This is a genomic window from Acuticoccus kandeliae, assembly GCF_003073115.1.
In genome coordinates, this window is record NZ_QBBV01000006.1 from 98,580 (window position 1) to 124,334 (window position 25,755).

At 63.4% G+C, this 25,755-nt stretch carries 27 protein-coding genes; 16 read left to right on the forward strand and 11 right to left on the reverse strand.

Annotation, left to right across the window (positions count from 1 at the left end):
- Positions 1-8: 8 nt before the first annotated feature.
- The 3 genes from DBV35_RS28395 to DBV35_RS28405 all read right to left on the reverse strand — a co-directional run bounded on the left by DBV35_RS28395 (position 9) and on the right by DBV35_RS28405 (position 1,878).
- A complete protein-coding gene (locus tag DBV35_RS28395; RefSeq protein ID WP_157962042.1) occupies positions 9-1,016 on the reverse strand; it encodes a PriCT-2 domain-containing protein in 1,008 nt (335 codons plus the stop codon).
- Positions 1,017-1,021: 5 nt separating this feature from the next.
- Positions 1,022-1,327, reverse strand: coding sequence for a helix-turn-helix domain-containing protein (locus tag DBV35_RS31410; protein ID WP_342752404.1), 306 nt, complete (start codon positions 1,325-1,327; stop codon positions 1,022-1,024).
- 290 nt (positions 1,328-1,617) lie between these two features.
- The gene (locus DBV35_RS28405; RefSeq protein WP_108663794.1) at positions 1,618-1,878 is read right to left on the reverse strand and encodes a hypothetical protein; all 261 of its coding nucleotides are present in this window, start codon (positions 1,876-1,878) and stop codon (positions 1,618-1,620) included.
- A gap of 19 nt (positions 1,879-1,897) precedes the next feature.
- On the opposite strand from DBV35_RS28405, the gene DBV35_RS28410 reads away from it, so the two are divergent.
- The 3 genes from DBV35_RS28410 (at position 1,898) to DBV35_RS28420 (ending at position 4,180) form a co-directional block, all read left to right on the forward strand.
- Complete coding sequence (locus tag DBV35_RS28410) at positions 1,898-2,311, forward strand: CopG family transcriptional regulator (protein WP_108663795.1); 414 nt, start codon at positions 1,898-1,900, stop codon at positions 2,309-2,311.
- A gap of 42 nt (positions 2,312-2,353) precedes the next feature.
- Complete coding sequence (locus DBV35_RS28415; RefSeq protein ID WP_108663796.1) at positions 2,354-3,547, forward strand: extracellular catalytic domain type 1 short-chain-length polyhydroxyalkanoate depolymerase; 1,194 nt, start codon at positions 2,354-2,356, stop codon at positions 3,545-3,547.
- Positions 3,548-3,898: 351 nt separating this feature from the next.
- On the forward strand, positions 3,899-4,180 hold the full coding sequence (locus tag DBV35_RS28420) for an SDR family oxidoreductase (protein ID WP_205648924.1): 282 nt from the start codon (positions 3,899-3,901) through the stop codon (positions 4,178-4,180).
- 310 nt (positions 4,181-4,490) lie between these two features.
- Here the strand turns inward: DBV35_RS28420 and DBV35_RS28425 are convergent, their stop codons facing one another.
- The gene (locus DBV35_RS28425; RefSeq protein WP_157962043.1) at positions 4,491-5,279 is read right to left on the reverse strand and encodes a GntR family transcriptional regulator; all 789 of its coding nucleotides are present in this window, start codon (positions 5,277-5,279) and stop codon (positions 4,491-4,493) included.
- A 179-nt stretch (positions 5,280-5,458) separates the two neighbouring features.
- Between DBV35_RS28425 and DBV35_RS28430 the strand changes: the two genes are divergently transcribed.
- The 9 genes from DBV35_RS28430 to DBV35_RS28470 all read left to right on the forward strand — a co-directional run bounded on the left by DBV35_RS28430 (position 5,459) and on the right by DBV35_RS28470 (position 14,639).
- Positions 5,459-6,586 carry a mandelate racemase/muconate lactonizing enzyme family protein gene (locus DBV35_RS28430; protein WP_108663799.1) on the forward strand — a complete coding sequence of 376 codons (1,128 nt, stop codon included), beginning with the start codon at positions 5,459-5,461 and terminating at the stop codon, positions 6,584-6,586.
- Positions 6,587-6,657: 71 nt separating this feature from the next.
- Positions 6,658-7,644 (forward strand): tripartite tricarboxylate transporter substrate binding protein, encoded by a 987-nt coding sequence (locus DBV35_RS28435; protein WP_108663800.1) that lies wholly within the window; start codon positions 6,658-6,660, stop codon positions 7,642-7,644.
- Positions 7,645-7,720: 76 nt separating this feature from the next.
- A complete protein-coding gene (locus tag DBV35_RS28440) occupies positions 7,721-8,182 on the forward strand; it encodes a tripartite tricarboxylate transporter TctB family protein (RefSeq protein ID WP_157962044.1) in 462 nt (153 codons plus the stop codon).
- A gap of 32 nt (positions 8,183-8,214) precedes the next feature.
- Entirely contained in the window at positions 8,215-9,738 is a 1,524-nt protein-coding gene (locus DBV35_RS28445) for a tripartite tricarboxylate transporter permease (protein WP_108663802.1), read from the forward strand.
- Positions 9,735-10,832: an Ldh family oxidoreductase gene (locus DBV35_RS28450; protein ID WP_108663803.1), complete on the forward strand. Its 1,098-nt coding sequence runs from the start codon at positions 9,735-9,737 to the stop codon at positions 10,830-10,832. Before DBV35_RS28445 ends, DBV35_RS28450 begins: the two co-directional genes overlap by 4 nt.
- Before the next feature lie 190 nt (positions 10,833-11,022).
- A complete protein-coding gene (locus DBV35_RS28455) occupies positions 11,023-12,003 on the forward strand; it encodes a TRAP transporter substrate-binding protein (RefSeq protein ID WP_108663804.1) in 981 nt (326 codons plus the stop codon).
- Positions 11,988-12,530: a TRAP transporter small permease gene (locus DBV35_RS28460; protein WP_108663805.1), complete on the forward strand. Its 543-nt coding sequence runs from the start codon at positions 11,988-11,990 to the stop codon at positions 12,528-12,530. The genes DBV35_RS28455 and DBV35_RS28460 overlap by 16 nt, the downstream gene beginning before the upstream one ends.
- A 25-nt stretch (positions 12,531-12,555) precedes the next feature.
- Entirely contained in the window at positions 12,556-13,854 is a 1,299-nt protein-coding gene (locus DBV35_RS28465; RefSeq protein WP_108663806.1) for a TRAP transporter large permease, read from the forward strand.
- Positions 13,854-14,639, forward strand: coding sequence for an MBL fold metallo-hydrolase (locus tag DBV35_RS28470; protein WP_108663807.1), 786 nt, complete (start codon positions 13,854-13,856; stop codon positions 14,637-14,639). Before DBV35_RS28465 ends, DBV35_RS28470 begins: the two co-directional genes overlap by 1 nt.
- 783 nt (positions 14,640-15,422) lie before the next feature.
- Here DBV35_RS28470 and DBV35_RS28475 read toward each other — a convergent pair.
- Positions 15,423-17,483: a M13 family metallopeptidase gene (locus DBV35_RS28475; RefSeq protein WP_108663808.1), complete on the reverse strand. Its 2,061-nt coding sequence runs from the start codon at positions 17,481-17,483 to the stop codon at positions 15,423-15,425.
- Between the two features lie 366 nt (positions 17,484-17,849).
- Positions 17,850-18,470 carry a S1 family serine peptidase gene (locus DBV35_RS30410; protein WP_157962045.1) on the reverse strand — a complete coding sequence of 207 codons (621 nt, stop codon included), beginning with the start codon at positions 18,468-18,470 and terminating at the stop codon, positions 17,850-17,852.
- Between the two features lie 179 nt (positions 18,471-18,649).
- Between DBV35_RS30410 and DBV35_RS28480 the strand changes: the two genes are divergently transcribed.
- Together DBV35_RS28480 and DBV35_RS31500 are read left to right on the forward strand one after the other, a co-directional pair.
- Positions 18,650-19,504: a WcbI family polysaccharide biosynthesis putative acetyltransferase gene (locus DBV35_RS28480; protein WP_108663809.1), complete on the forward strand. Its 855-nt coding sequence runs from the start codon at positions 18,650-18,652 to the stop codon at positions 19,502-19,504.
- 139 nt (positions 19,505-19,643) lie between these two features.
- Positions 19,644-19,901, forward strand: a complete 258-nt coding sequence (locus tag DBV35_RS31500) for a helix-turn-helix domain-containing protein (protein ID WP_157962046.1) — start codon at positions 19,644-19,646, stop codon at positions 19,899-19,901.
- 28 nt (positions 19,902-19,929) lie between these two features.
- Here the strand turns inward: DBV35_RS31500 and DBV35_RS28490 are convergent, their stop codons facing one another.
- The 5 genes from DBV35_RS28490 to DBV35_RS28510 form a co-directional block, all read right to left on the reverse strand.
- The gene (locus tag DBV35_RS28490; RefSeq protein WP_205648925.1) at positions 19,930-20,421 is read right to left on the reverse strand and encodes a thermonuclease family protein; all 492 of its coding nucleotides are present in this window, start codon (positions 20,419-20,421) and stop codon (positions 19,930-19,932) included.
- 181 nt (positions 20,422-20,602) lie between these two features.
- Positions 20,603-21,295, reverse strand: coding sequence for a recombinase family protein (locus tag DBV35_RS28495; protein ID WP_211100069.1), 693 nt, complete (start codon positions 21,293-21,295; stop codon positions 20,603-20,605).
- Positions 21,296-21,408: 113 nt separating this feature from the next.
- A complete protein-coding gene (locus tag DBV35_RS28500; RefSeq protein WP_211100070.1) occupies positions 21,409-21,627 on the reverse strand; it encodes a DUF7220 family protein in 219 nt (72 codons plus the stop codon).
- A 5-nt stretch (positions 21,628-21,632) separates the two neighbouring features.
- Complete coding sequence (locus DBV35_RS28505; protein WP_108663811.1) at positions 21,633-22,157, reverse strand: phage terminase small subunit P27 family; 525 nt, start codon at positions 22,155-22,157, stop codon at positions 21,633-21,635.
- 12 nt (positions 22,158-22,169) lie between these two features.
- Positions 22,170-23,426 carry a site-specific DNA-methyltransferase gene (locus tag DBV35_RS28510; RefSeq protein ID WP_108663876.1) on the reverse strand — a complete coding sequence of 419 codons (1,257 nt, stop codon included), beginning with the start codon at positions 23,424-23,426 and terminating at the stop codon, positions 22,170-22,172.
- A 493-nt stretch (positions 23,427-23,919) separates the two neighbouring features.
- On the opposite strand from DBV35_RS28510, the gene DBV35_RS30415 reads away from it, so the two are divergent.
- Together DBV35_RS30415 and DBV35_RS28520 are read left to right on the forward strand one after the other, a co-directional pair.
- Positions 23,920-25,284 carry a hypothetical protein gene (locus DBV35_RS30415; protein ID WP_157962047.1) on the forward strand — a complete coding sequence of 455 codons (1,365 nt, stop codon included), beginning with the start codon at positions 23,920-23,922 and terminating at the stop codon, positions 25,282-25,284.
- Between the two features lie 98 nt (positions 25,285-25,382).
- A complete protein-coding gene (locus tag DBV35_RS28520) occupies positions 25,383-25,682 on the forward strand; it encodes a hypothetical protein (protein WP_205648926.1) in 300 nt (99 codons plus the stop codon).
- Positions 25,683-25,755 lie beyond the last annotated feature (73 nt).

The following is a 25,755-nucleotide window of genomic DNA, read 5'->3' on the forward strand; positions in this document are numbered from 1 at the left end:
GTCAGCTTTCAGTCGGCGACCGGGTCAGTTTTCCAACGGCGGCAACACGAGTAGTAGCGGCAGGTGCCCGACTTCTGCAGAGCGGCGCAGCGCTCGTCGGACGTCATGTAGCAATCGGCCTCGCAGCCGTAGTTCGCCCCCGGCTTGCTGGCCTCTTGCCAGATCGCGAGCCCCCTCTCCGAGGCCTCGTAGGCAAAGCACCAGTGCAGCGCCATGCCCACCTCGATCCACCCGTCATACGGGTCGAGGTCGCCGGGGTTCCTGCCAGCCTGGGGCCCTCGCGCTTTGAAGATCGCGATGGCCGCCTCGCGCGCGCACGCCAGCCTGTCATCCAGGTGGAGGCGCTCGAACCATGCGTGGTCCAACGCCTTCGTGGGCTTGCGCTGCTTCGGCGGTTTTTGGGTACGGTCGGCCTCGATGAGGCCCATCATCACGTCGTAGCCGCGGGTCGCCACCTCGATCGTTCGGCGCTTGCTGAGGAGGGCACCGGTGAAACTGTAGAAGTTGCCGCCGCTGCCCGAATACTCGATGCCGCGGCCCCTGAGGGGCGTGTCATCGTCGCGCTCGAAGGGGTCGACGGCGAAGACGACGCGCACGCCGCTGCCCGAGGGCGACCGCTCCACATACGTCATGTCACCGCGCAGGATGTGCTGCAGAACGCCAAACCGGAGCGGGCAGTCGTCGACGTGGTTGATGTCGCCGAAGCGCACGGGACCATCAGGGGTAGGCCACGATCCGATGCCGAAGCGCCGTCCGCCGCGGTTGAGGTCGCTCGCGCATTCGAGCGCCTCCCCGAACGTCATCTTCGCGGCGCTGGCCCTGTCGGTCTTGCGGCCACTCGGGTCGACGGGCGGCTTCGTCCACTTGCCTTGCTGAGCCGGGCCGGCAGGGGGAACCCAGAGGGCCTCCCAGACCAGCCAGTGCGGGTCCCTGACCCACTCCTCCCAGACGGGCCCCGTGGGCAGCTCGTTGGGGTCCCGCGGCAGCAGGAACATTGGCTCGACGGGCGCGCTCACCGGATCTAGCCGACTGATGTCGTCGGTCGGCGCTGATAACCCCAGTCCGTTCCCGGCTGTGTTCCTTGAGACCGACAGGCGCTGGGCAGTGCCGCGAGATAGGCGGCAAGGTCGTCCGCGATCACGATTGTTCGCGCCCCGAGCTTCTTCGCCGGCAAGCGACCGGCTCGGATCTCAGCGAAGAGCGTCGTGCGCCCAATGCCGCTCACCTTAACCGCGTCCGAAACAGAGTATGCCAGTGGGGCCATGTGAGCCTCCGCGTTTCGCTGTGAACACGGTTGTCTCACACCGGCCTGAGGGCCTCTCTGCATTACGGTCAGAAATCAAATGGTCAGCCAAAGCTGAGAGAATCGCCCTGCCAGATGGTGAAATCCGCGGAAACGGAGCGTCGAGAGACACATCGCTCACGCGTTCGTGATCGACGGAAGCGATCTGCGAGTGAAGTGATCAAGCGGGCAAAGTGGGACCCGTAGTGGGACCGCGCTCGCTTTGGGACTAAAATATTCAAGCAATAAAGAGGTTAGACTAACCGCTTGGCGGACGGAGAGGCGCTGGGGTCGAACGTTCTCTGATCCGTCCCGCGCTAACAATCGATAGCGTTTCAGCGTCGGTCGTCGGCGCAGCTGGCCTTGTTCGGGGTGTGGGTGCGGAAGGCGATTGCCGAGATTGCCGATATGCGGCCGAGGGTGTCGGCATGGGCCACCACAAAGGTGCGCAGGAAGCCAAGGGCTCTCGCATTCGACGCCGCCTCGGTAAGGATCAGAAGCCCCTCGCGACGAGCCGCGTCGATCTCCCAGTACGGCTTGGCCGTCCCAGCTTTGCACGCGCCTCGCACCGCACTTGCCAACCCTCCAAGAACCATCCATATACCATCCACACGGATGGTAGAGGCGACCTTTGGTCGAGCGCGGATGGAGACGGAAAAGATCACGATCAACCTTGGTCCGGTCGACCTTGGCCGGATCGATCTGCTCGTCCAGGAAGGGTTCTACCAGAACCGCACCGATTTCATTCGCACGGCGATCCGCAACCAGATCACGGGGCACGCTGGTGAGGTCTCGCGGGCGATCGATCGCCACATGCTCGATCTCGGCCTGCGCGACGTCACGAGGCAAGAGCTGGAAGCGGCGCGGGCGGCAGGCGAGCGGCTCCACATCAAGGTCGTCGGGCTGATGCGGATCGCAGCCGACGTCACGCCGGATCTCGCCGCGGCCACGATCGCTTCGATCACCGTTCTCGGTACGCTCCAGGCGAGCCGGGACGTAAAGGCGGCAATCGCCGACCGCATTGCCTGACGGGACACTCGTACTGCCGGCCATCGCCGGCGAAGGATCTCCATGAACAAACATCTGGCCTCGGCCATGCGTCAGGCGACTGCGGCCGTGCGCGACGGACAGCCTCAACAGGCGACGGCGATCATCCGGTCCGCCCTCAACCTCGGCGGCACGAGTGCGTTCACTCCCGACGCAGAAGCCGCGCCAGTGCCCCCCGGCCACGTCGCACCGCGTGACCCCTCGGGCGTGCCACGGCTTGCGACGGCGCGGGTCCCGAGCGGCGAGCCGCAGTCGACCGGGCGGCCGACCCACCCGCTCGGCAAGGTCGTCAAGATGCTGAAGGCGCAACGTGCCCGAAGCTCTGCCCCCCACGGCCCCGCTGCGCCACGGACACCCCCCGCCGACGCGCGGTTCATCTCGCGCACGTTCCAAGGGCGTTCGGGGAGCCGTGACTACCGCCTCTACCTCCCGGCAACGAAGTCGGGCATGCCGGACGGCCTCATCGTGATGCTGCACGGCTGCAACCAGGATCCGGACGACTTTGCCGCCGGAACGGACATGAACCGCCTTGCGGCGGCGCACGGTCTCCTCGTCGCGTATCCGGGCCAGTCGCGGCGGGCCAATATGTCCGGGTGCTGGAACTGGTTCGACCCGAACCATCAACGTCGCGGCAGTGGCGAGCCCGCCATTCTTGCGGATCTTACGACGGCGCTGCGGGACGAGTTCGGCATCGCCTCCGGCCGGGTCTTCGTCGCCGGGCTGTCAGCCGGCGGTGCGATGGCGGCGGTGGTGGCGGCGACCTATCCGGAGATCTACGCTGCGGTCGGGATCCACTCCGGGCTCGGCTACGGTGCCGCATCCGACGTGATGTCGGCGTTCTCGGCAATGAATGGCAGCGGCGGCCCGCTCCGAGCCGGGCCGGCGACGGACGCGCAGCCGCGGCTGATCATCGTCCACGGCACGGCCGACAAGACCGTGGTCCCCAGCAACGCCGCGTCGATCTTCGACGCGATGGAAGACCTGTCGCCCGTGGGCCGGCGCAGCGTCGAGCGGATCGCCGGCCCGCCGAACGGGCGATCGGAGACCGTGCATCGGCTCGAACGGGACGGCGTCGTCGTCGCAGAGATGCGGATTGTCGAGGGGATGGGTCACGCGTGGGCGGGGGGATCGCAGGCCGGTTCCTACACCGACCCGGACGGCCCCGACGCTTCGGCCGCAATGATCCGCTTCTTCCTTGCCGCGGACGGGCCGGCTTAATCCTGTGCGGGCCCCGCGGGGTCGGCCGGACGACGATCGGCAAGATCCCGCGGGGCGCTCTCATCCGCGCGCTCCGCATACGGCGGAACGTCGAAGAGTGTTGCGATCAGCCTCGGCGGGCGCGATGCCCAGGACCATCCGCAGATTTCTGGCGCGGGAGTTGCGGAAGGGACGGGTCTGGAGTCGAACCTTCTCTATTTGGATCGCTGCTGGTGCTGGACGCCGTTCTGTCAAACGGCATTTAACGGAAACCCCGGATAGGCGTCCAAAAGAGGGCCTGACTCACTTCTGATGCGGTTTGGGATTGTGACGGTAGCGTCTTCCCTTTGGAGCGCTGCGCTCGCCGGGTTGTTGGTTGAATTCGCCGCGCTCGAGGGCCTCACCCGCGGGCTCGCTCTCGAGTTCGCGCCGGTGCGCGTCAACTGCGTCTCCCCCGGCCTCGTCCAGACCGAGATGCTCGACACCCTCGAGGGAGACGGCCGCAAGGCGATGTTCGAGAACGCCGCCCAGCGGCTTCCCGTCGGACGGGTCGGCACGCCGGAGAATATCGCCGCGCATGCCCTCGCCTTCATGGCCAACCCCTACATGACCGGCGCAACAGTCTATGTCGACGGCGGCGGCGCCCTGATCTGACCGGAAATTTTCGATGCACAGGGGCAGGCTTGGCGCGACCGGCCTCCCCATCGCACCGATCGTTTTCGGCGGAAACGTCCTCGGCTGGACGACAGAAGAAGTGGGTGCTTCCACGTGCTGGCCGCCATCATCGATCACGGCATCGATGCGATCGGCACCGCCGCAGATCGGGGCCGTCTCCATTGACAGGTCCAATGCGGCGCATCGGCTCATGGCTTCCCTCCTTCCAGGCATCAGCTCCCAGAAGTGTCGCCGCCAGCCGACCGATCAGCAGCCCCGAACTATCCGATAACTGATAACCGGAGGCGAATTACGGCGAGAAATACTCCCGATACTTCTCCTTCAGCGCGTTCTGGATCTTCAGAACCTGGGAGAGGTGATTTGTCATGGCGTGGCGCGCTCCCTCGCTGTCGGACGCCTCGATGCAGTCGACGATGGCGCCATGCTCGGCGATGATCTCGCGCAGTCGCGCGGGCTGCGGAAGGATCAGCCGACGAAGCCTGTCGATATGCTGCCGTTGACTTTCGACGGAAGACCAGAGGCCAGTATGACCGACAAATTCCGCAATCGCCTCATGGAATTGTTCGTCGAGCCTGTAGAACTGCTCGACGTTTTCGTTCACGGCGCTCTTGGCCTGCCGCCCGATGATCTTGCGCAGCGCCACGATATGCCTAGGCTTGTGCTCCCGGGCGAGCGCCTCGACCAGCGCCATTTCGATCGCCGTGCGCACGAAATAGACCCGGCGGACAATGTCCATCCGGATCGGCGCGACCCGAGTGCCCGACTGCGGATAGACCTCAACGAAGCCCGCGTCGGTCAGGCGGATCACCGCTTCGCGCACCGGTGAGCGGCTGACGCCGAACTCAGCCGCAATATCCTTCACCGAGACCGGCTGGCCGGGCTTCAGGCGCAGCGACACCACATCGTCGAGGATGCGGTCGTAGATCTGGCTTCGCGTCGGCTGGCCGCGCTCGATTGCACCGTCCTTCGGTCGGACTTCAGGCACGCGCTCCGCGGGCTCATAGCCCAGCGGGTCGGCGGTCGGTGTCGATCGCTCATTCATGCTGTGAGCATCGCCGGAATTGTCTTCCCTCTGCAACAACGATGTCCTGACCGAAATTCGCCATCCATCTCCGATCCCTTCGGTCGTTGACAAGCTTGTATACTAGCATCACAGTAGGTGGCGAAAAAGAGTGCGTCGGCGAGCTTTGGAGCCGAATCATTTCAGACGGTTACGCCATGCTCGTAGCCGCGGGACCGAGAGGAAGAAGGTCGCTGGTGCCAAGAATTGAATCGATCCGCAGCGCACTCGTCGACTGTCCGCTCGACTCCCCCGCGGTGTTTTCCACGCGCCGTGTCGCGTCGCGTCAATACTTGCTGGTGCGCGTCCGTTGCAGCGACGGGGTGGAGGGTATCGGCGCGACCTACTGTGGCGACCGCGGCGGCGAGCTCTGCCATATCGCCGTGCAGCAGCTCCTTGCCCCGGTCCTGAACGGCCGCGACCCCCACGCGACCGAGGCGCTCTGGACGGCGATGTACAAGGAGGCGCTGCTTCAGGGCCGCACCGGCTCGGTGATGCGCGCGCTCGGGGCGCTCGACATCGCCCTGTGGGACCGGAACGCCAGAGCCGCGAAGCAACCGCTCTGGAAATATCTAGGCGCCTACCATGAAGGCTCTGTGCCGGCGTACGCGAGCGGCGGCTACTACCGCGAGACCGACGATGAGGTTCAGCTTGCCGAGGAGATGCAAGCCTACTGCGAGTCCGGCTTCTCGGCGATGAAGATGAAAGTAGGCCGCGCGAGCCCGGCGATCGACGAACGCCGAGTCGCTGCCGCGCGCGAGGCGATCGGGCCGGACCGGCACCTGATGATGGACGCCAACAACTCTTGGTCCGACGTGGCGGAGGCGATGCAGTTTCTGAGCCGCGTCGGCGACCTCCACCCTTACTGGATCGAAGAGCCTTTCAGTCCGGACGATATAGAGAACCATGCGCGGCTGGCACGAGTGAGCCCTGTTCCGGTAGCGACCGGTGAGGTGGAGGCGGGGCGATGGAGGTTCCGTGAACTCATCCAGAACGAGGCGGCGGCATTTTTGCAGCCCGACGTATTCGCCTGTGGCGGGATTACCGAATGGCGGCGCATCGCGGCTCTCGCCTCGGCGTTCGGCCTGCCGGTCTGCACCCATGCCTGGCACGAGTTCCACATGCCGCTTATCGCGTCCGCGCCCAACGGCCTTTTCGTCGAGTATTTCCCAGACCAGCGCATCGTCAATCTCCAGCAGCTCATCGACGTGGACGTCAGAGTTCGCGACGGCCGCATTCTACTGACCGAAGAACCGGGCCTCGGCTTCAACTTCATCGAAGACGTCGTCGCTCGCCTCGCGGTCATTTCCTGGCAGGAGGCCTAGCTGAAAAGTATGCCTGTGGCCGGACCATCGGCAAGGCACGCTGCGACAACAACAAAAGTCGGGAGGAGATCATGATAACCAAGACCATAAACCGCCGCGGCCTGCTGGGCGCGGGCGCGGCCCTCGCGGTCACGCTCGGCTCAGCAGGCGCCGCGCTCGCGGAGTATCCGGAGCGGCCGATCAGCATGATCGTCGCCGCGTCGCCGGGCGGCGGGACGGACGTCATGGCGCGCACGATCGTTCCGTTCATGGAGAAGTATCTGGGCGACGGCGCATCGATCACGGTGATCAACAAGCCCGGCGCCGGTACCGAGATTGGCGCGACGACTCTCGCGGAGGCCAAGCCCGACGGCTACACGATCGGCATGATCAACCTGCCGCACATGATCGCCATACCGATCGAGCGGAAGGCAGCCTTCCACATGCTGGAGAGCTTCGAGCCGCTGGCAAACCTCGTCACTGACGCGGCCGCATTCAACGTTAGCGCGGATAGCGAGTTCGAGACACTCGACGACCTCATCACCTACGCTAAGGAAAACCCGGGTACGCTGACTGTGGGCACCTCGGGTGTCGGCGGTGACGATCACCTCGCGATGCTGATGTTCGAGAAGGCGGCCGGGATCGAGTTCACGCACGTCCCCTATAACAGTGGCGGACCGGTCCGCGCCGCCGTCCTCGGCGGTCACATCGACATCGGCTCGTTCAACGTCAGCGAGGCCGTCGACTTCGTCAACGAGGGCCAGCTACGCACGCTCGGGATCATGAGCGACGAGCGCTGGGAAGAGGCGCCGGACATCGCGACCTTCGCGGAGCAGGGCTTCGACGTGGCGATCGCCGCCCATCGTGGCATGGCGGCTCCAAAAGGTGTCCCCGAAGACATTCTCGGGAAGCTGCGAACGTCGATCGAGAAGACGATGGCCGACCCGGAGTTCCAGGCGGCAGCGAAGCAGCAGAAGCTTCCGCTCCGCTACATGCCGCACGACGAATACCTGGTTCTCCTTCAGAGGATGGATGCAGACATGAAGGACCTCTGGGCCGAGGATCCCTGGAAAGAGTAGGTCCGCCTCGCCGGCCGGTGGCGGCACGTACCGCTTCCGGCCTCCTCCCCTTCACCGCCATGAACAGGGTTCTGCCGTGACGCGTCTCGACAAGGACAGCATTGGTTCGCTGATAGTCTTTGCCTTCTCGATCTGGGCGTGGACGTTTCTCGACGAGATGCCGGCCGGGGCCGCCCTGTTTCCACGTATGATCCTCATCCTCGCGGCCGTGCTCTCCGTGATCTGGGGTGTCTCGGCGCAGGTGAAACGGGTGTCGCGCGCACGGCGGGGGGTGGTGGAAGCGCCGCGTAAGCTGATCGCGAACCCAGCCAACATCGCGATCTTCTTTGCCTGCGCGGTCGCCTATGCGGCCCTCATCGATCTCATCGGCTACTTCTCCGCGTCGGGGCTCTTCGTGATCGCCACCAGCCTCCTCCTCGGCTACCGGCGGCCGCTCGTCGTCATCGCCACCGCCGCGGGGTTCGTCCTCTTCATCTACCTGGTGTTCGTCGTGATCTTCGAACGCCCTCTACCGCCCGAATTCTTTCAGATCCACTAGGCGCGAGCGATCGCCGAGGGGCCCCATACGCCATGTTCGATGTGATCATCTCCGCGCTTGGGCACGTCCTTACCTTTCCGGTGATCTTTGCCATGGTCATCGGGGTCGCCGGCGGCATCTGCATCGGCGCCCTGCCGGGGCTGACGGCGACGCTGGGCATCGCCGTGCTCATCCCGGTGACGTTTTCGCTGGAACCGCTGATGGGCCTCGGCATGATCGCCGGCATCTACCAGGGCGCGATGTACGGCGGGGCGATTCCGGCCGTGCTCCTGCGAATCCCCGGCACGCCCGCCGCCATCGCGACGACGTTCGACGGATACCCGATGGCGCAGCGCGGCGAGGCGGCCTACGCGCTGCGCGTTGCGCTGGTCTCTTCGTCGATCGGCGGCGTCGTCAGCGCGCTCGTTCTCATGACGCTCGCACCGCCGCTGGCCCGCTTCGCGCTGAGTTTCGGGCCGGCCGAATACTTCATGCTTGCCGTCTTCGGCCTTGCCAGCATCTCGGTCCTCCTCGGTGACGACCCCGTCAAGGGGATGCTCAGCGCCTGTTTCGGCCTCTTTATCGGCGTCGTCGGCATTGACCCGACGTCCGGCCACGAACGCTACACTTTCGACAGCATGCACCTTCTGAGCGGATTCGACATGGTGGTCCTGCTGACAGGGCTCTACGCAATCCCGCCCGCGCTCATCATGGCGGAGCAGGCGGTGAAGCACGGTGCGAGCGGCGACCTCCTCGTCCTCAACCGGAGCCGGATCCGGCTGCGAGACTGGCTGATGTTCTGGAAGACCTGGACGCGCGCCTCGATCATCGGCTGCATCGTTGGCATCATTCCCGGCGCCGGTGGCAACATCGCTGCCTTCCTCGCCTGGAACGAGGAGAAGCGCTCGTCGCGCAACCCGCAGGACTTTGGTAAGGGAGAGCCGCGCGGTCTCGCCGCCGCCGAGTGCGCCAACAATGGCGACTCCTCGACCGCGCTGATTCCTGCGCTCACCCTCGGCGTGCCCGGCAACGCCGTCTCGGCCGTTATCCTCGGCGGTCTCCTCGTCCACGGCATGCAACCGGGCCCGGGCCTCTTCCGTGAAAATCCGGACGTGATCTACGGCTTCATGCTTCAGATGCTGCTCACGGCCGGGATCATGTTCGTCCTCGGCCGGTTCGGCGCCCGGCTCTTCATCCAGGTCCTGCGCGTGCCGCCGGTACTGCTGACGACCATGCTTGTCCCAATGACGTTCATCGGTGCCTACGCCATCCAGAACAGTGTGTTCGACATCTGGATGTGTCTCGCTTTCGGCATCATCGGCTACGCGATGGAGAAGCTGGACATACCCGTCGCGCCGGCCGTGCTCGCGGTGATCCTGGGGCCGATGGCGGAGGTGAACCTGCGGCGCGGCCTGCTGATCCACAAGAACGACTACATGTTCATTGTCGAGCGGCCGATCTCGCTCGTCATCGTGCTCCTCACCGTCCTCGTCCTCGTCTTTCCGCTGATTCGCCTCGTTCGGAAGCGACGCTCGCGTCCACCCGTCATGACCGAGGCCGAGCAAACCCGCCAATGACCAATCCCGCAGCCGCCCCCCGAAACGGGCCCGCCCTCATCGAGGTGGACGCACTGACGACCTTCACCTCGGCGCTGTTGCAGGCCGCCGGTATGGAGGCGGAGAAGGCGGACATCGTCGCCGAGGTTATCGTCGAAGGCGACCTGATCGGCCACCACACGCACGGCGTCAGCATGGTTCCGACCTATCTTTCGGACCTGCGGGACGGACGAATGACCGGGCGGGGCGATATTGAAATCATCCACCGGCACGGTGCCTGCGCGACCTGGGACGGCAAGCGCCTGCCGGGCCACTGGCTGATCCGCAGGGCGCTCGAGGAGGCGTGTGCGTTCGTGGCCGAGCACGGTGTTGCGACCGTTGCGATCTTCAACAGTCAGCACACCGGCGCGCTGGCCGCGTATCTGCGTCGTGTCACCGAGCACGGGCTCGTCGGCATCGTTCAGTCGTCCAATCCGGCCGGGTCACGGATGGCGCCTTTCGGCGGCACGGTACCACTCTTCACGCCCAACCCGCTCGCCGCGGGTTTTCCCACACATGGCGACCCGGTCATCATCGACATCTCCGCCTCGATCACCACGACCACCATGACTCAGACCCTCGCGCGGCGCGGCGAGCGCTTCCCCGAAGCATGGGCGCTCACGGCCGATGGCCATCCGACCGACGACCCGCAAGAGGTGGTGCATCGGGGCGGTTCGCTCCTCCCGCTGGGCGGAAACCTCAAAGGGCACAAGGGGTATGGCCTCGCCATCATCGTGGAGATGCTGACCCAGGGGCTCTCCGGTTTCGGCCGCGCCGACCGGCCGACCGGAACGGCTCAGTCCATCTTCGTCCAGGTCATCGATCCGGAGGCGTTCGGCGGGCGCGACAACTTCCTGCGCCAGTCGACCTTCATGGCGGAGGCGTGCCGCGCGACGCCGCCCGGCCCCGGCGTGACCCAAGTCCGGGTGCCCGGCGACAGTGCCGCCGGCCACCGGCGCGCTGCGCTCTCTAAGGGCGTCCCGGTCAGCGCCGAGGTTCTCGCCGGGCTCGTCACATGGGCCGAGGAACTTGGCGTGCAGTCGATCGACGAGCCCAACCGTCGGCCACCCGCATGAGCGAGGGAAGGAGGCGGCTCGGCACATCCGGCAAACTCGACAGGGTCATGCCCCAATATGGCCGGCAGCGGGGCTTCTCGTTCTACTTTCGATCCGGCCGACCGATCGAGTGACGAAACCTGACGACAGGATTGTTGACCATCTCACGAGGCTGCTCTTAGCCTTCAGAAAAAACAAAAGGAGGAACACAATGAAGCTCTTCAGGATGGCAGCCTGCGCCGGTGCACTGGCGCTTGCCCCGGCTCTCGCCCAGGCCGAGACCTGGACCATGGCAACCCCCTACCCGGAAGGAAACTTCCACACCGAGAACGTGCACTGGTTCGCGGACGAAGTGGAAAAGGCGACCGACGGCGCCGTCACCATCGACGTTCACTCCGGCGCATCGATGTACCCGATGGCGCAGATCAAGCGCGCCCTCAGGACCGGCCAGATCCCGATCGCCGAGTTCTTCCTCTCCGCCTACGGCAACGAGGATCCGATCTACGAGGGCGACAGCGTGCCGTTCTTCGCCAACGGTCAGGATGAGGCCAAGAAGCTCTACGCGGCCCAAAAGCCCATGATCGACGCGCGGCTCGAGAAGGAAGGCCTCGTCGGGCTCTACTCCGTGCCCTGGCCGGGCAACGGGCTCTATACGAAGAACGCCGTGGAATCGATGGACGACTTCAGCGGCATGCGCATGCGTGGACAGACCGCGATCCTCGCCCGCCTCGCCGAGCTGATGGGGGCGAGCCCCGTCGACGTTCAGTTCGTCGAGGTGCCACAGGCCTTCCAGACCGGCGTCATCGAAGCGATGTTCACCTCCGGCACGACCGGCGTCGACACTCAGTCGTGGGACTATCTGAACCACTTCTACGACATCGCCTTCATCTCCCCGCGCAACATCGTGGCGGTGAACAAGCGGGCGTGGGACGGCCTCAGCGAAGAGCAGCGCACCGCGATCCTCGAGGTCGCCAAGCAGGCCGAGGAGCGCGGCTGGAAGCGGGCCAAGGCGCTGGAAGTGGAAGCCAAGGAAACGCTCCAGGCGAACGGCATCACGACGCACGATGCTCTGCCGCCCGAAGTGGCTGCCGCGATGGAGAAGATCGGCAACGAGATGATCTCCTCCTGGGTCGAGCAGGCCGGCGAGGATGGCAAGACCATCGCTGAGACGATGGGATGGACCGGGCAGTGACCCTCGTGCGGGCGGTGCGCGCTGCGATCGATTTCGGCTGCCGGATTTCGGAAGTCCTCGCGTGCATCGGCCTGTTCGCCATCGCGGCGTTCATCCTGGCCCAGATCGTGGGGCGGCTCTTCGGCGCGATGGTGCCGTCGGCTGTGGACTTTGCGGCGTTCGCGATGGCCGGCGTCACTTTCCTCGGGCTCGCCGGCACTTTCCGTGCCGGCGGGCACATCCGCGTGCTCTTGGCGCTGAAGGCGCTGCCGGAGCGGCCGCAGCGCGCGATCGAGGTTCTGAACGTTGCAGCGGCCACGGCCCTTTTCGGCTTCGTGACCGTGATGACGGGCGACATGGCCTGGGTCTCCTATCAGTTCGACGACGTCTCGATCGGCCTCGTCCCCGTGCCATTGTGGATGCCGCAGCTCATGCTGGTCCTCGGCTCCGGCATGGCGACGATCGTTCTCCTCGAAGAGCTGGTGCTTCTCCTCTCCGGCGGTGGCACGCGCTTCACCGGCGCCGCCGCCACCGATTCTGCACTCTAGAAACTCCAAACGCTCGGACGGTCTCATGGACGGCGGCGTCATCACGCTTATCTTCGCAGCACTGCTGCTGTTCCTTGCGGCCGGGTTCTGGATCGCGCCCACGCTCCTCGTCACCGCGCTCATCGCCATGAGCCTTTTCACCAGCGCCCCTGCCGGTCAGGTCATGGCGACGACGATCTGGAGTGCGTCGACCAACTGGAGCCTCACCGCCCTGCCGCTCTTCATCTGGATGGGCGAGATCCTCTTCCGCTCGCGCCTGTCGGAGGACCTCTTCTCCGGCCTCAGCGTGTGGACCACCCGCCTTCCGGGCCGGCTCCTTCACGTCAACATCCTGGGCTGCGCAATCTTCGCGGCGGTCTGCGGCTCGTCGGCCGCGACGAGCGCGACGGTGGGGCGGATCTCGATGCCGGCCCTCAAGGCGCGCGGCTACAATGAGGGGATGGCGATCGGCACCCTCGCGGGGTCGGGCACGCTCGGCCTGATGATCCCGCCGTCGATCATGATGATCGTCTACGGCATCGCCGCCGAGGTCTCGATCGCACGCCTCTTCATCGCGGGCATCCTGCCCGGCATCCTGCTCGTGGTGCTCTTCATGGGCTATGTCGTGGTGCGCTCGCTGATGAACCCGGACCTCGCGCGCGACGTCACGGTGGAGGCGGAGACCACCTTCGTCGAAAAGCTCCGCCGGTCGACGATGCTGATCCCCATCGTGCTCCTCATCGGCGGCGTCATCGGATCGATCTATGCCGGCATCGCGACGGCGACCGAGGCGGCCGCGGTGGGCGTCTTCGGTGCTTTCGTGCTCTCGGCCGCGTCCGGCGGGCTGACGCGCGCGTCGTTCCTTCAGAGCATCGTCGGCGGGATGCGCACGTCCTGCATGCTGACATTCATCCTGGTCTGCGCCGCGTTTCTTTCCAATGCGATGGGCTTTACCGGCATCCCGCAGCGTCTCGCCGCCGGTGTCGCCGGCCTCGATCTCAGCCCGGCCCTCCTCCTTGCCGGGCTCACGCTGCTCTTCGTCGTGCTCGGCTGCTTCCTCGACGGGATTTCCATCGTCGTGCTCACGACGCCGATCGTGATGCCGATGATCCAGGCCGCGGGTTTCGACGTCATCTGGTTCGGCGTCTATATCGTCATCGTCTGCGAGATGGCGCAGATCACGCCGCCGGTGGGGCTCAATCTCTACGTTCTACAGTCGATCACCCGACGCGATATCGGCGTGGTCTCGCGGGCAACCTTCCCGTTCTTCCTGCTCCTCCTCATCGCCCTCATCGTCGTCACGCTGATCCCCGGCCTCGCGACGTTCCTGCCAAGGCAAATGTGATGCAAGCCAAGCCGACCGCCGACCCGCTGGTGACCTCGGGGTCCTGGCGCATCGACATTCTCGTCACCGGTTTCCCCGGCAAGTCCGTCTGCCACGGGGCTCTCGGCTGGAGCACGATCGCGCTTCTGCGCGGTCACGACCGTGTCGCGCTCATCGACACCGGCGGCTACGGCGTGCGCGGTGTGCTTCTGCAACGCCTCGCCGATTTCGGGCTCGCGCCGGAGGACGTGACCGACGTCATCCTCACCCACGCCCATTTCGACCACATCGTGAACTGGACGATGTTCCCGTGCGCGAGCTTCTTCATCGGCGGCGGCGAGCTCGAGTGGGCGGTCGGAGAACCCTGGGGCCGCACCCCGGTGCCGGAGCTCCATGTGGAGGCGCTCAATCGCCACGAGCGCACCCGGCGCCTCAGCCCGGGAGACGAAGTGCTGCCGGGCGTGATCACGCATCATGCCCCGGGCCACACGCCCGGACATCTGATCTTCGTGCTGGAAGACAACGACTGGCACGTCATCTTCACCAGCGACGCCGCCAAAAACCGGGCAGAGTTCCTGTCCGGCGAGGCGGACATGTCGCTGTCGGTGGAAGACAGCCGCGCCACGATCCGCAAGATCCGGGAGATGGCCCTCGCCCGGCCCGGCACGATCATCGTTCCGGGCCACGACCGTCCGCTGATCGAAGAGGATGGTGCCTTCGCCTATATCGGTGAGCGCAACGCGACCATCATCTCCTGGCGCGGGGAAGCGCCAGATGAAACGACGACGATTTCGCTGGAACCCTGACGGCGCCACACTCGGGCTCGCACCGCGGCCCGTTTATGGAACTCATCCTTGATACCGTGCATCGTCTCGACCAAAGCGGTGTCGTCGCCCGCTCGCGCGAGACCATCGTAGTAGGTGGAGCGCGCGATCCCCATCAGTCGACATCCTTCCGCGGCGGAGAGGCCACGGGGCCGGTGATCACGGACAGATGCGCGACTTCGGCGGTGTTCCGAAGCGCTGAGACGGCATTGTCAGAGGAATGTAGTGAGGACAGGGAGGGGCACTGTCAAAGGAAACTCGAATACTCGAGTTGAAGGCTCGGACCGGTTCTCGCAGACCCTGAATTTATGGACGTTTTCCAAGCCGGCTTAGCGCGACCCCATCGCCAGACGAAGTATTCAGAATTGCCTTTGACAATGCCCTGCCGGCCGCTCCGCGGCCGGAAATCGTTGATCGTGGGCGTGGCATTTGTCATCCGCCACTGCGAAGCGCGTTTCAGCAGCAAGGATCGGCTCGAAGATCTTACCCTAGCCGTGGTTGCCCGACGAAGGCCGCATTCGGAACATTGAACTCTCAGCTTGCGGGATAGTTCGAGAATACCGCAGGTGGAGAGTCACGCGTAGGGCGTGTGGGTGGCTATGCCGGCAATAGTTGCGCTACGGGGCCGGCACGCCTTCAAAGAGCGCAGTGATTGCGTTTTTGTCCCTCCTCTTGGGAACTCGAAAGGCTTGGCCAGAATGTCCGTAGGCAGGGCAGAAGCGAACTCAGTCCGCACCTTATCAAGTGCGCGCTCGACCGAGCTCCTCACCAGGCCCTCGCACGTTTCTCCGGCGGCAACCACATCGGGTCTCCTTCGACGATCCCATAAGTCTCATAGAATGCATCCAGATGCTGAAGAGCGGCGACTGAGCGGTAGAAGTCCGGCGCGTGACCATCGTTCGTGACGATTGTGTGCAGGAACTGGTCCGTCTGTTTCGACGCCCAGAACTGCGCCCAACCTACGAAGCAGCGCTCGGTAGGCGACATGCCGTCGATCTCGACATTCTCCTCGGGATGCTCCTCGAGGTAGACTTTCAGCGATTCGTAGGCGAGCGTGATGCCGCCCACATCAGCCATGTTCTCGCCGACACCGAGCGCGCCGTTAATGTTTAGTCCCGGGAGAACCTCGAAATTGTCGGCCTGTTCGATCAGCTTCTTCGCCTCGACAATGAAAGCCTGCGTGTCGTCGGGTGTCCACCAGTCTCGGAGATTACCGGTCGCATCATACTTGCGGCCGCCAAAATCGAAACCGTGGGTCATCTCATGCCCGATGACTGCGCCGATCCGGCAGAATTTCAATGGCGCGTCCATGTCCGGCGACAGGGCCGGCGCCATGGTGATCGCTGCCGTCACCTCAAACCCGTTGATCTGCGGTGTGTACGCCGCGTTCATCGCGATCGGCAGAGTTGACGCACCGTTGAACTCTTCGTGTTCAGGCGGCCGGGTCAGACTATCGATGGTGCGTTCCATGTCGAAGCGACCCAGTGCGATCACATTGGCCACCGGGTCGTGGCCGATCTCCACACCGCTGTAGTCGATCCATTTGTCGGGAAATCCGACCTTGTAGTAAAAATTGTCGACCTTGTTCAGCGCCTCAGTTTTCGTCGTGTCGGACAGCCATGGGCTGTTCTCGATCCGGTGGCGGAACACGGCCCTGATCCGATCGACCATGTCGAGCACGTCCTCCTTCGTCCCCTCAGGGTAGAAATGGTCGACAAAAACCTTACTGGCCGGGTGCCCCATCTTTTCCTTCAGCAGGTCGTACACCTGCTCCGACCGTGGCTGATCGGGCCGTGCGCCGATTAGGGCTTCGAAGAGGTTAAGTTTCGGCTCGAGAAGTTCCGTATCGAGAAACGGCGAGTAGTTCTGAACGATCCGGTAGGTCATGTAGTCCTTCAGGTCGCCCAAAGGTGTCTCGCGCAGGACCTCGGACAGACGGGTCAGCGCCCGGGGCTGGAACATTACGAATTCGTCCGGTTTCTCGAATCCGATCATCTCCAGGTAAAGGGGGATGTCGATCTCGGGCACCTGGGCGGCGACTTCATCGAAGGGCAGCTTGGAGGACCGCATTTTGGGGTCCTTGAACTCTTCCGGCGTCAGGAACCCGTTGTATAGCGCCGTTTCGATGGCGATTGATTTGTCCGCGATCCGAAGGGCATCCTCAGGAGCATACCCTGCGATTTCCATCAGCTTCCGGACATAGTCGTGATAGGGGATCAGCGCACTGTCGCCCGGCTCAGTCCGCAGCAGCTCAAGGAAATGGCGGTCAATCCCGAAGCTCTGACCGACGGCGTAGAGCGCATGCTTGCCACTGTCCTCCGGGTCCTGCCCCGGACCGAAGAGCACGAATAGACCGGGACCGGAGGTCGCAGCCTGCGCCGCCATGAACGGTGTGATGTCGGCGAGTGAAGACATTGCGTCGATCTCGTCCAACATGGCGCGGATTGGTTCGATCCCGGCAGCGTCGATGGCATCGACATCCATGAAGGCGTTGTAGAAATCCCCGACCTGCTGGGCAGGTGACCCCTTGGGCAGATCGGCGGCGGATTTCCCTGCTTTGGCCGCTGCGATGGCGACCTGCTTGGACAGCCGGTCGTTCATTATGGTGAAGATCCCATAGGTGGGAAACCGTGTCGGACGCTCTACCCGGTCCATCCATCCGCCCGCCGCATAGCGGTAGAAGTCCTGTCGGGGATCGGCGCTGCGATCCATGTTCTCAACCGAAAAGACGAGATTATCTGCGGTAAGTGGCGGGAGTGCCTCCTGCGCCGGAGCGGCCGTGACCATAGCGCAGAGTGCGGTGCTGGTGAAAAGCGGGCGGATCATCGGGGTCTCCTCGGTCGGGTTCAGGCCTTGGTATCCGGCGGCGGAGTTCCTCCTCCTCGCCAGCCGCCGGTGACTTTCGCCGGACGTGGGGCGCCCGGTGTATGAAAGGCTCCGGACAGGCGGCCGGCGCTTACCGCTTCATTCGACATTTCCCATTTGGCTTCGGCTATGGAAGCGTAGCGCCGAGAAAGACGGCACGCGAATCGAAACTGGCGCTGCCTGGGTGTGAGACGGCTCCCCGCGCCTGCTCGACATCCTCGTCCTCGAAGAGAATGAGCCCATCGCGGTAGATCGTCCTGCGTACCAGTGCCTCCAGGTCGCACGTGGCGACAGCCACGCGAAGGAGGCCAACCTATATGGTCAGGTTCAGTCAGATCCAGCCGGCGGCGTGGCGTCCTTCACCTCAGCTACCATCGACAAGATCTGACGAACTTTAGGATGTGGACCAGGTCGAGTGCTTGATTGACGCGCATTTCGCCGGAACATTCCAACGACAGCCCCTGAGGCCGTCACGATGGGCGCGCCGGAGCACACATCGCTAAGCGATCCTGAATCCGCAAGGAGGTCGAGGAAGCGCTCATCCTGATCGACGATGCGGCTACCTATCCAGGCACCACCTGACAGCGGAACGTAGCCAAATGCGACTGCCTCAGCCGAAGTAACGGGGAGCGGGAGAAATCTACCAGCGAATTTGTCATACTCGGCGGCGAGCTCGGGCGAGCGTCCCTCTGCCGGCTTTCCCAGGACGGCTATGTCAGCGCCCGCATCGGCGAGTATGAGCCTCGCCGAGACACCAAGATCCCCGTCGAGCTCGCCAAGGATAAACTCGTAGGTGACAGCGTATGAGTTATCATGGCGGGGAGTCGATCCTGGCACCCCGGGAAGGCAGTGCGCGGCGGCAACCACCAATCGCTCTCCAGCAACCTCAACAAGGAAGCCCCACCCTCCCCCGACCGAAATGGTGCATGGCCCCGAGCTCGAGAGCATTGGCAACCTCCGAGCGACAATATGCTTGTGCCCGATTTGAGCAGAACCGAACCGCTGCCGGCGACCTTATTGCAATATCGGATGAGCGGTTTAGCCTGTGTCAAGGCGCGACCGATTGAGCGCCCTCCACGATCTAATGACGCCTTTTCAGCCGTCGGCATTGAAGAGATGAACTTCCATTGAAGATTGCCACGATTCAAAATTGCCAATCGAACCCGACGGCCGATTATCTTCAGAAGGCGCTGAACAAAGCCGAGGTCGAACAGTTTCGCCTGGACCATCCTAGCTGGACCGATTTGGACGCGCAGGAGCGCTTCCTTGACGGAGCAAGGAGCGCGGATTTCGTCTTCGCCCAACCGACTGCGCTGCCGCAGCTCTCCCCGGAGGCACTGAGAGACCGTTTTGGCGAAAAGCTCGTCCTGGTCACTAATCTGCACTATCGAGGCCTCACCCCCGATTGCTGCTATGTTGGTTCGCGTGCCTCACGTGTGCCAGGCCCGCTTCCATATCACAGTGTGGTCATCCTCGACTCCTTCAAGCGGGGCCATTCTGTCGACGAATGCGTGTCTCGGTTCAGCTTCGAGGGGTTTGATGAACTCGGACTCTTCTCGATCCACTCCGAGGCCATCGCCGAGCTGAAGGCTCGTGAAGAGGACATGCCGGTTAAGTCGGTTCCGCTTATCGAGAGGTTCTACAAAACCAAGCGCCTCTTCTATACGATGAACCACCCCTCTATATTCATGATATCCAGATATATGCATCAAATTCTGATGCATATTGACGCGAAACCACGAAGAACTGACGTTACTGCGATGCCAGATCGCCTCTATCATCATCAGGTATTGCCGATTTTCGACTTCGTAGCGGAACGCTTCGGCCTAACATTCAGAGAGACCCAGCTCTATAAGCAGGCCTCCGACTTTTTTTCTTTAAGAAGCATTGTCCATTCGTTCTATGAGAGTTACGCGAATGAGCCCCTCGAGCGCCTCACGCTGACACCGTTCGCCACGCGTCGAGCAATTGATCGTGGCTAAGCTCAAGGCCGGGCTGAAGCCCTCACCGGCGCCCCTCCGGAACGGACAGCTCTGGCTTGTCAGTGTTGTTGCGCCTCTTGACACCCTTTGATAGAAGGTTCTGCAACCATAAATTATTTCTAAATTGGGAGAGGCCGTTTTGACCGACGCGAAATCCGAACTGGATCTGCAGATCGGACGGCGACTGAAACTGCGCCGACGACAACTCAAGCTCCCGATAGACGTTGTCGCTTTAAAGTTGGGCATCTCGCCCGAGACATTGAATGAGTATGAACGGGGATCAAGAAGGGTCAACTCGTCGAAACTTGCGGCGCTTACAGTGATCCTTCAGATACCCGTCAGCTATTTATTCGAGAAGAACGGATCGACAGTGGTCCCCAGTCGGACTCTGCATTAAGCCGCGCGCGACTGCGCGAAAACGTGGGTCAGTCGTTGAATCCCTCGAGCTCGCCGACAGGCGTTTCCGCCTTGCAACGCCCCTTCGGGACGTAAGGGACGGCGTAGCCGTTCAAGATGAGCCAGGCGTTCACACTGAAGGGCTTGTCATCGATCACGAAGATCCGCGCCAGATAGCGGCCAAAGCCGTCAGCACAGTCCTTGACCGTACAAAGAAGTACATCCTTTCCCTCGACAAGCTCCCGTAACGCCTCAGCAGCGCGAAGACCTTCTTGACGTGTCTCCCCCCTAATCTCTGGTGTATCAATCCCATAGAGCCGCAGCCGCTCACCATGCTTCCAAACGTGGAATCCGAGATCGATGTCCGCCACGACGGTGTCGCCGTCAATGACGCGTGTGACGGTCGCGCGGTAGGTGTAGAGGTCGCATTCGTCAGGAATTGCCGAGGCCTGGGGGAAAGCTGGTCCGGAGGACAAGGCGACGAGCAATCCGGCCACGAAGCTCATCGTGCCATGAGACATCATTTCCACCCTCGCCGAGCGCGTCTGCTGGCGCCTGAATGCCGACCATATCGCCCCTCGTCCATCACCGTGAGTTTCATGACTGAACTCGATGGGTCGTGCGATTTCGCGATTGGGCACGGTCCCCGCCCTAGCGAGCCGCGAACCATACGTATCCCGCACCGTGCGAAGGCGTTGCCCGTTAATATTCAGCGATACGCAGCACAAGGTTCCGAACGTTCGAAACGTGCCATCTCGCTCCTCGGCGAGTTCGGATCCCACGCGCGTTCAGTTCCGCGGCAATGTCGCGGAGGCTGGTGGCGCCCTGGCTCTGAATGCCCCGGATCACCGGCAACAGTTCGTCGGCGAAGGCCTGGGTGTTGTCCGCGATCGCCGTTAGGATGGCCTCGTTGCCTTTCTGGGCGCGCCTCAGCGCAGCGGCCCCATTCGGATTACCCAGCCTTGTACCGCGCGCCTTTGCGGCCGCCAGGGCCTCACGGGTGCGCCTCGCGATGGCCTCCCGCTCCTGCTGGGCGACGAGCGCCATGATGCCCACCGTGAGGTCATTCGCCTCGGGCATATCGGCCGCGATGAAACGCACGCCGCTGTCGCGAAGGGTAAGAAGGAACGCAGCATTGCGAGACAGGCGATCGAGCTTGGCGATGGCGAGCGTCGCCCCTGTCAGCCGTGCCAACTGCAGTGCCTTGATCAACTCAGGACGATCGGATCGCTTTCCGCTCTCGATCTCGGTGAAGGTCTCGATGACCTCCGCGCCCCGATCCTTCGCCAGCGCCATGATCGCCGCCTCCTGCGCTGCAAGGCCGAGCCCGCTGCGTCCTTGCCGGGCCGTGGAGACGCGATGATAGGCGACGAGGCGGAATGGCATCGGGGTCATAGGGGTCATCGGCTCCGTACAGAACTGCCTAACGTTGGTTGCGCAGTTTTGTACGCTCAGAGCGCGAGGAGAGTGTAGCGCCTCAAGGGTGTTCTATAGCCGGGATAGATCTCTCAAGGTGTCCTCAGCCGCTCGAAGATGCGACGGATGACGAATCCTCGAACGATGCTGATCGCCGAGAACGCGACACTGAGGGCCGCGGCGGTCCCGAGATCGGCCGGCAGCCCGAACAGCGGGAAGAGCAGGAGCTGCGTGACGATCGCGAGGCCATAGCCCACCGCCACGTTGGTGACAGCCTCCACCAGGGACATCACGCGGCTTTGGTGGACCATGGAGGTCAGTGCTGCGCCGAGATGGCCGTGGGTGACAGATCGATCTGCTTCATCTCCGGCTCCACCTTCACGTCGCTGAAGCTCACGATCTTGACCGTCACCGGCTGGGACACGGCATCCGGGAGGGCAATGCGGCTCCGGGAGGCGGGCGTGATCCCAAGCTCGGACATGTACTTGACCATCAGCTCCATCTGCCGGTTCGCCACCCCAAGCCACGGAGACTGCTGCACGTAGCCGGAGGGCGTCTTGATCAGCGTCGGCCCCTCGGCGAGCTTCTGCTCCGCCTCGGCCCACCGCCCATAGGCCTGGCAATAGGCCGCCAATGCCGCGCGATCGACGGACGTGACCACCCCCATCTCGTGAAGTGTTCCCGCGATCCGCCGCCATTCCCTCTTCGCGGTCGGCGACAGATGCTCCGGGCAGTAAGGCTTGGTGCTCGGCGGCTGAGGCTCGTTCTCATTGAGCTTGCGCTTGCCCGGGTTGCCGTTGGCCCGCTTCATGGCGGTTGGAACGCGCTTGCGTCCGCGCATGGCTCCCCTCCTCTATTCCGCCGCAACGAGTTGATGGAGCCGCTCGGCTCGGACGTCGCCGAACGTCTGCCCGCTCTCCGCGAGGATCGGCTCCTCACCCGTGAAGGACGCCCAGCGGCTGACGATGACGTCCACGTACGCAGGATCGAGTTCCAGGCCGAAGCAGGCACGTCCGATGCTCTCCGCCGCGATGAGCGAGGTTCCTGACCCGAGGAAGGGGTCGTAGACCACCTGACCGGGCGAGGAGTTGTTCAGCATCGGCCGGCGCATGCACTCGACGGGCTTCTGCGTGCCATGGACGGTGGCGGTGTCCTGGTCACGGTTCGCGATCTGCCAGAGCGTCGTCTGGCGCCGGTCACCCGACCAGTGGCCCCTGCCCCGCACCGCGTACCAGCAGGGTTCGTGCTGCCAGTGATAGTGGCCGCGGCTCAGCACCATGCGTTCTTTCGCCCAGATGATCTGCGCACGGATGTCGAAGCCGCTCGCTTCGAGGCTGAGCGCGAAGGCAGTGGTGTTGAGGGCAGCGTGCCAGACATAGGCGACCTCCCCGGGGAACAACGCCCAGGCTTCCCGCCAATCGGCCCGATCGTCATTCTTCACCTTCCCGAGACGACGGGTGTGGCTCCCTGCCCGCGTGTTCCGCCATTCGGGTTCATACGAGACGCCATAGGGCGGGTCCGTGACCATCAGCGTGGGGCCCACGCCGTCGAGGAGCCTGCGAACGTCCTCCGCATCTGTCGCATCCCCACACAGCACTCTGTGCCGCCCACAGAGCCACAGATCGCCCATCCGGGAGACGGGGATGTCCGGAACCCCTGGCGTTTCTTCCTCGCGAGGATCAACGCCATCGGCGGCCAGGAGCGCATCGATCTCGGCACCCGCGAAGCCCAGGGAGGAGACATCAACGCCAAGCTCGGAGAGGTCCGCCACTTCGAGGGCCAACAGATCGCGATCCCAGCCTGCCTGCTCCGCGAGCTTGTTGTCCGCGAGAATGTACGCGCGCTTCTGAGTCTCCATGAGGTGTCCAAGCTCGATGACCGGGACGGTGGAGAGGCCGAGCTGCTGGGCCGCCAGCAGGCGGCCATGCCCAGCGATGATGCCGTTCTCGCCATCGACGAGGATGGGGTTGGTGAAGCCGAATTCGCGGATGGCCCCGGCGATCAGGCTCACCTGCGCGGGGGAGTGGGTCCGTGCGTTCCGGGCATAGGGGATGAGGCTGTCAGTCGAGCGATACTCAACGGCAAGCCGATCATCAGTGGACTTCTGCATACGCAAACTCATCGACGCATTTCATCGGCCAACGACAGACTTCACCCCGAGCAAGAATTCCGCGGACGAACGGGCGCTCCGGACAATGATCGGCGCTCAAGCGCTTCCCTGAACATCAAGCACTGAGCACAATCACACAGTTGAATTCTACCACGATCCGTAACGACGGACAAATATTCGCCACAGACTACAACCGGATCAACGCACTCGTCTCAGTCATAGTTTCTTATGTTTTCTACAAATTTCTTCAGATTACCTGTACATCTTGGAGCGGAGAATTGCCCTCGCTTCGGGGTTCGAGGCTCATCTCCGCACATTTATTCGAACGCAAACCGTGATTGGCGAAACCCTTGATGCGTCATGCCGAATATTCCCGCGCACGGCGATTGAGGCCCGGCTGGTGCAAGCCTGAACTTCCCGCATACTGGCGCCGACAATCGTCGGAGGGACGCGCGTCCCATTCAACCGACGAGGCACTTGGTCGGGGGGAATAATGACCGGGGATGCCGACGATGACGAACGGATCATTAATCAGAGAGGCGACCTCCTGCAGCAGGTTCGCATTGGAGAGCTGACCCCCGAACAGGCTGAGGAAGAGGCCTCTCGGCTCGAATGTGGTCCGCTGGCATCGACACCCGACCACGACGCATTCGAGCCCATGAGAGAGCCGACCTGGACGTTGCCCATGGCCATCGCCTGGATTGCGTGGCGTACACCCGAGAAGGTTCGAGAGTGGTGGGACACATACGTCGAACATTGCTGGGATTGGCGACGAGAACTCTGGACCTACGGAAGAGGTCAACCGGACTACGAAGGCTATGTCCTCAAGCGGCGCAGGGCAGGCACCGTCGTCGAGATGCTGCTCTGCGATCATCTTGCAGATGAAACGGAACCCACAGCCATTTCCGTGGTCCCACTTGCCGAAGCCAGAGGACAGCTTTGGGCCGCGTTACGCCGCGGCGCCGTCATGGCGACGGCGGTCGATGGCCACTCAGAAGAGCACACACGCATTCCCCCCTCCGAGTGGGAACATCTCAAACCCACAACCGAAAATGGTCGCGATGTGCTTATGGATCGCGACGTATTTCCAAGCCGCTCTTGCTACCAGAACGTCCTCCTGGAGGCCGTAGCGATCAGGCGCATTTGGTCCGCACGAGTTGAATTGCCCGAAATGCCACCGCCAATGCGTTCACCGGCAGAGGGCGGCTACATACCCCTGTTCTGCGCAGCTCAGTGGATCGCGACGCAGGGTGCATCGACCGACGTGGACTGGTCTCCTGATCCCTGGCGCGTCGCTTACAGCCAGCTCTTCGCGCGAATTTACTCCGGTGAGGTCGAGGTTATCGGGACGCAAAATGACGCGACTGAACGCATCGAAGGTTATCAACTCGCCGGAATCCGGATCGTCTATCCCTTCGAGTGCCATTCATTCCTGGGCGTTCCGGCGGGCGGCCCTGCGACGCTTGTCTCCTGTCCCGACCTCGGCCAGCCCGATTGGAGCAGCGGGGCCGGCGACTCCATTTGCAATCAAGACGGACCGGTTTGGTCGACAATCATGGTGCGAGCAGAGCACATCGCCCGCCACTGGGCGTTCGACCAGCCCTTTGCGGGGCACAATCCCCTTACGCACAGTGGTTTTGCGGGCCGCCCAACAACAAAGCACCTTGTCCAGGCGGAGTTCACGAGGCGGTGCGAAAACGGTCTGGCCTCCAGAAAGTTGGCGAGGGAAGCCGAACAGCTGCTCGACTGGCTTACCGCGCACCATCGCGACGTCCCTGCACCGACCGTGAAGACGATTCGGAACAACATCCGCGACCAGCATCGCGCGTATCGTATGGCCCAAGAAGGCCCGAAATAACCGGATCAGAGCAATTTCGGGCCTCTATTTCGGGCATGTGACGACCTGTATCTCCGGTGATGACCCCGTGATTCTGCGGGCGCCACCGGAGACGGCAAATGAAGCAGCCCGCTCAACTTCCTCCACCGACGCGATACTTCAGCCGTGTGGCCGCTGCCCAATATGTCTGCGAGAACTATGGCTTTTCCTGCTCTCCGAAGTGGCTGGCGAAGCTTGCCTGTGTAGGCGGCGGACCCGCCTTTCATAAGGCGGGCCGCTACACCGTCTACGCTGCCGAGGATCTTGATCGCTGGGCGACGGCGAGGATCGGCCCCCGCCAGACGTGCACCAACGACACGGCATCATCCCCCGACGATCCGCTGACCTCCGACGAGAGGGGTCGCCGCCATGAGCGCTGAGGCACTCGCAAAAGCGCTCAAGGCAAAGCCCGTAGGTCGCCATTCATGGATGGCAGTGTGCCCGGCTCATGCC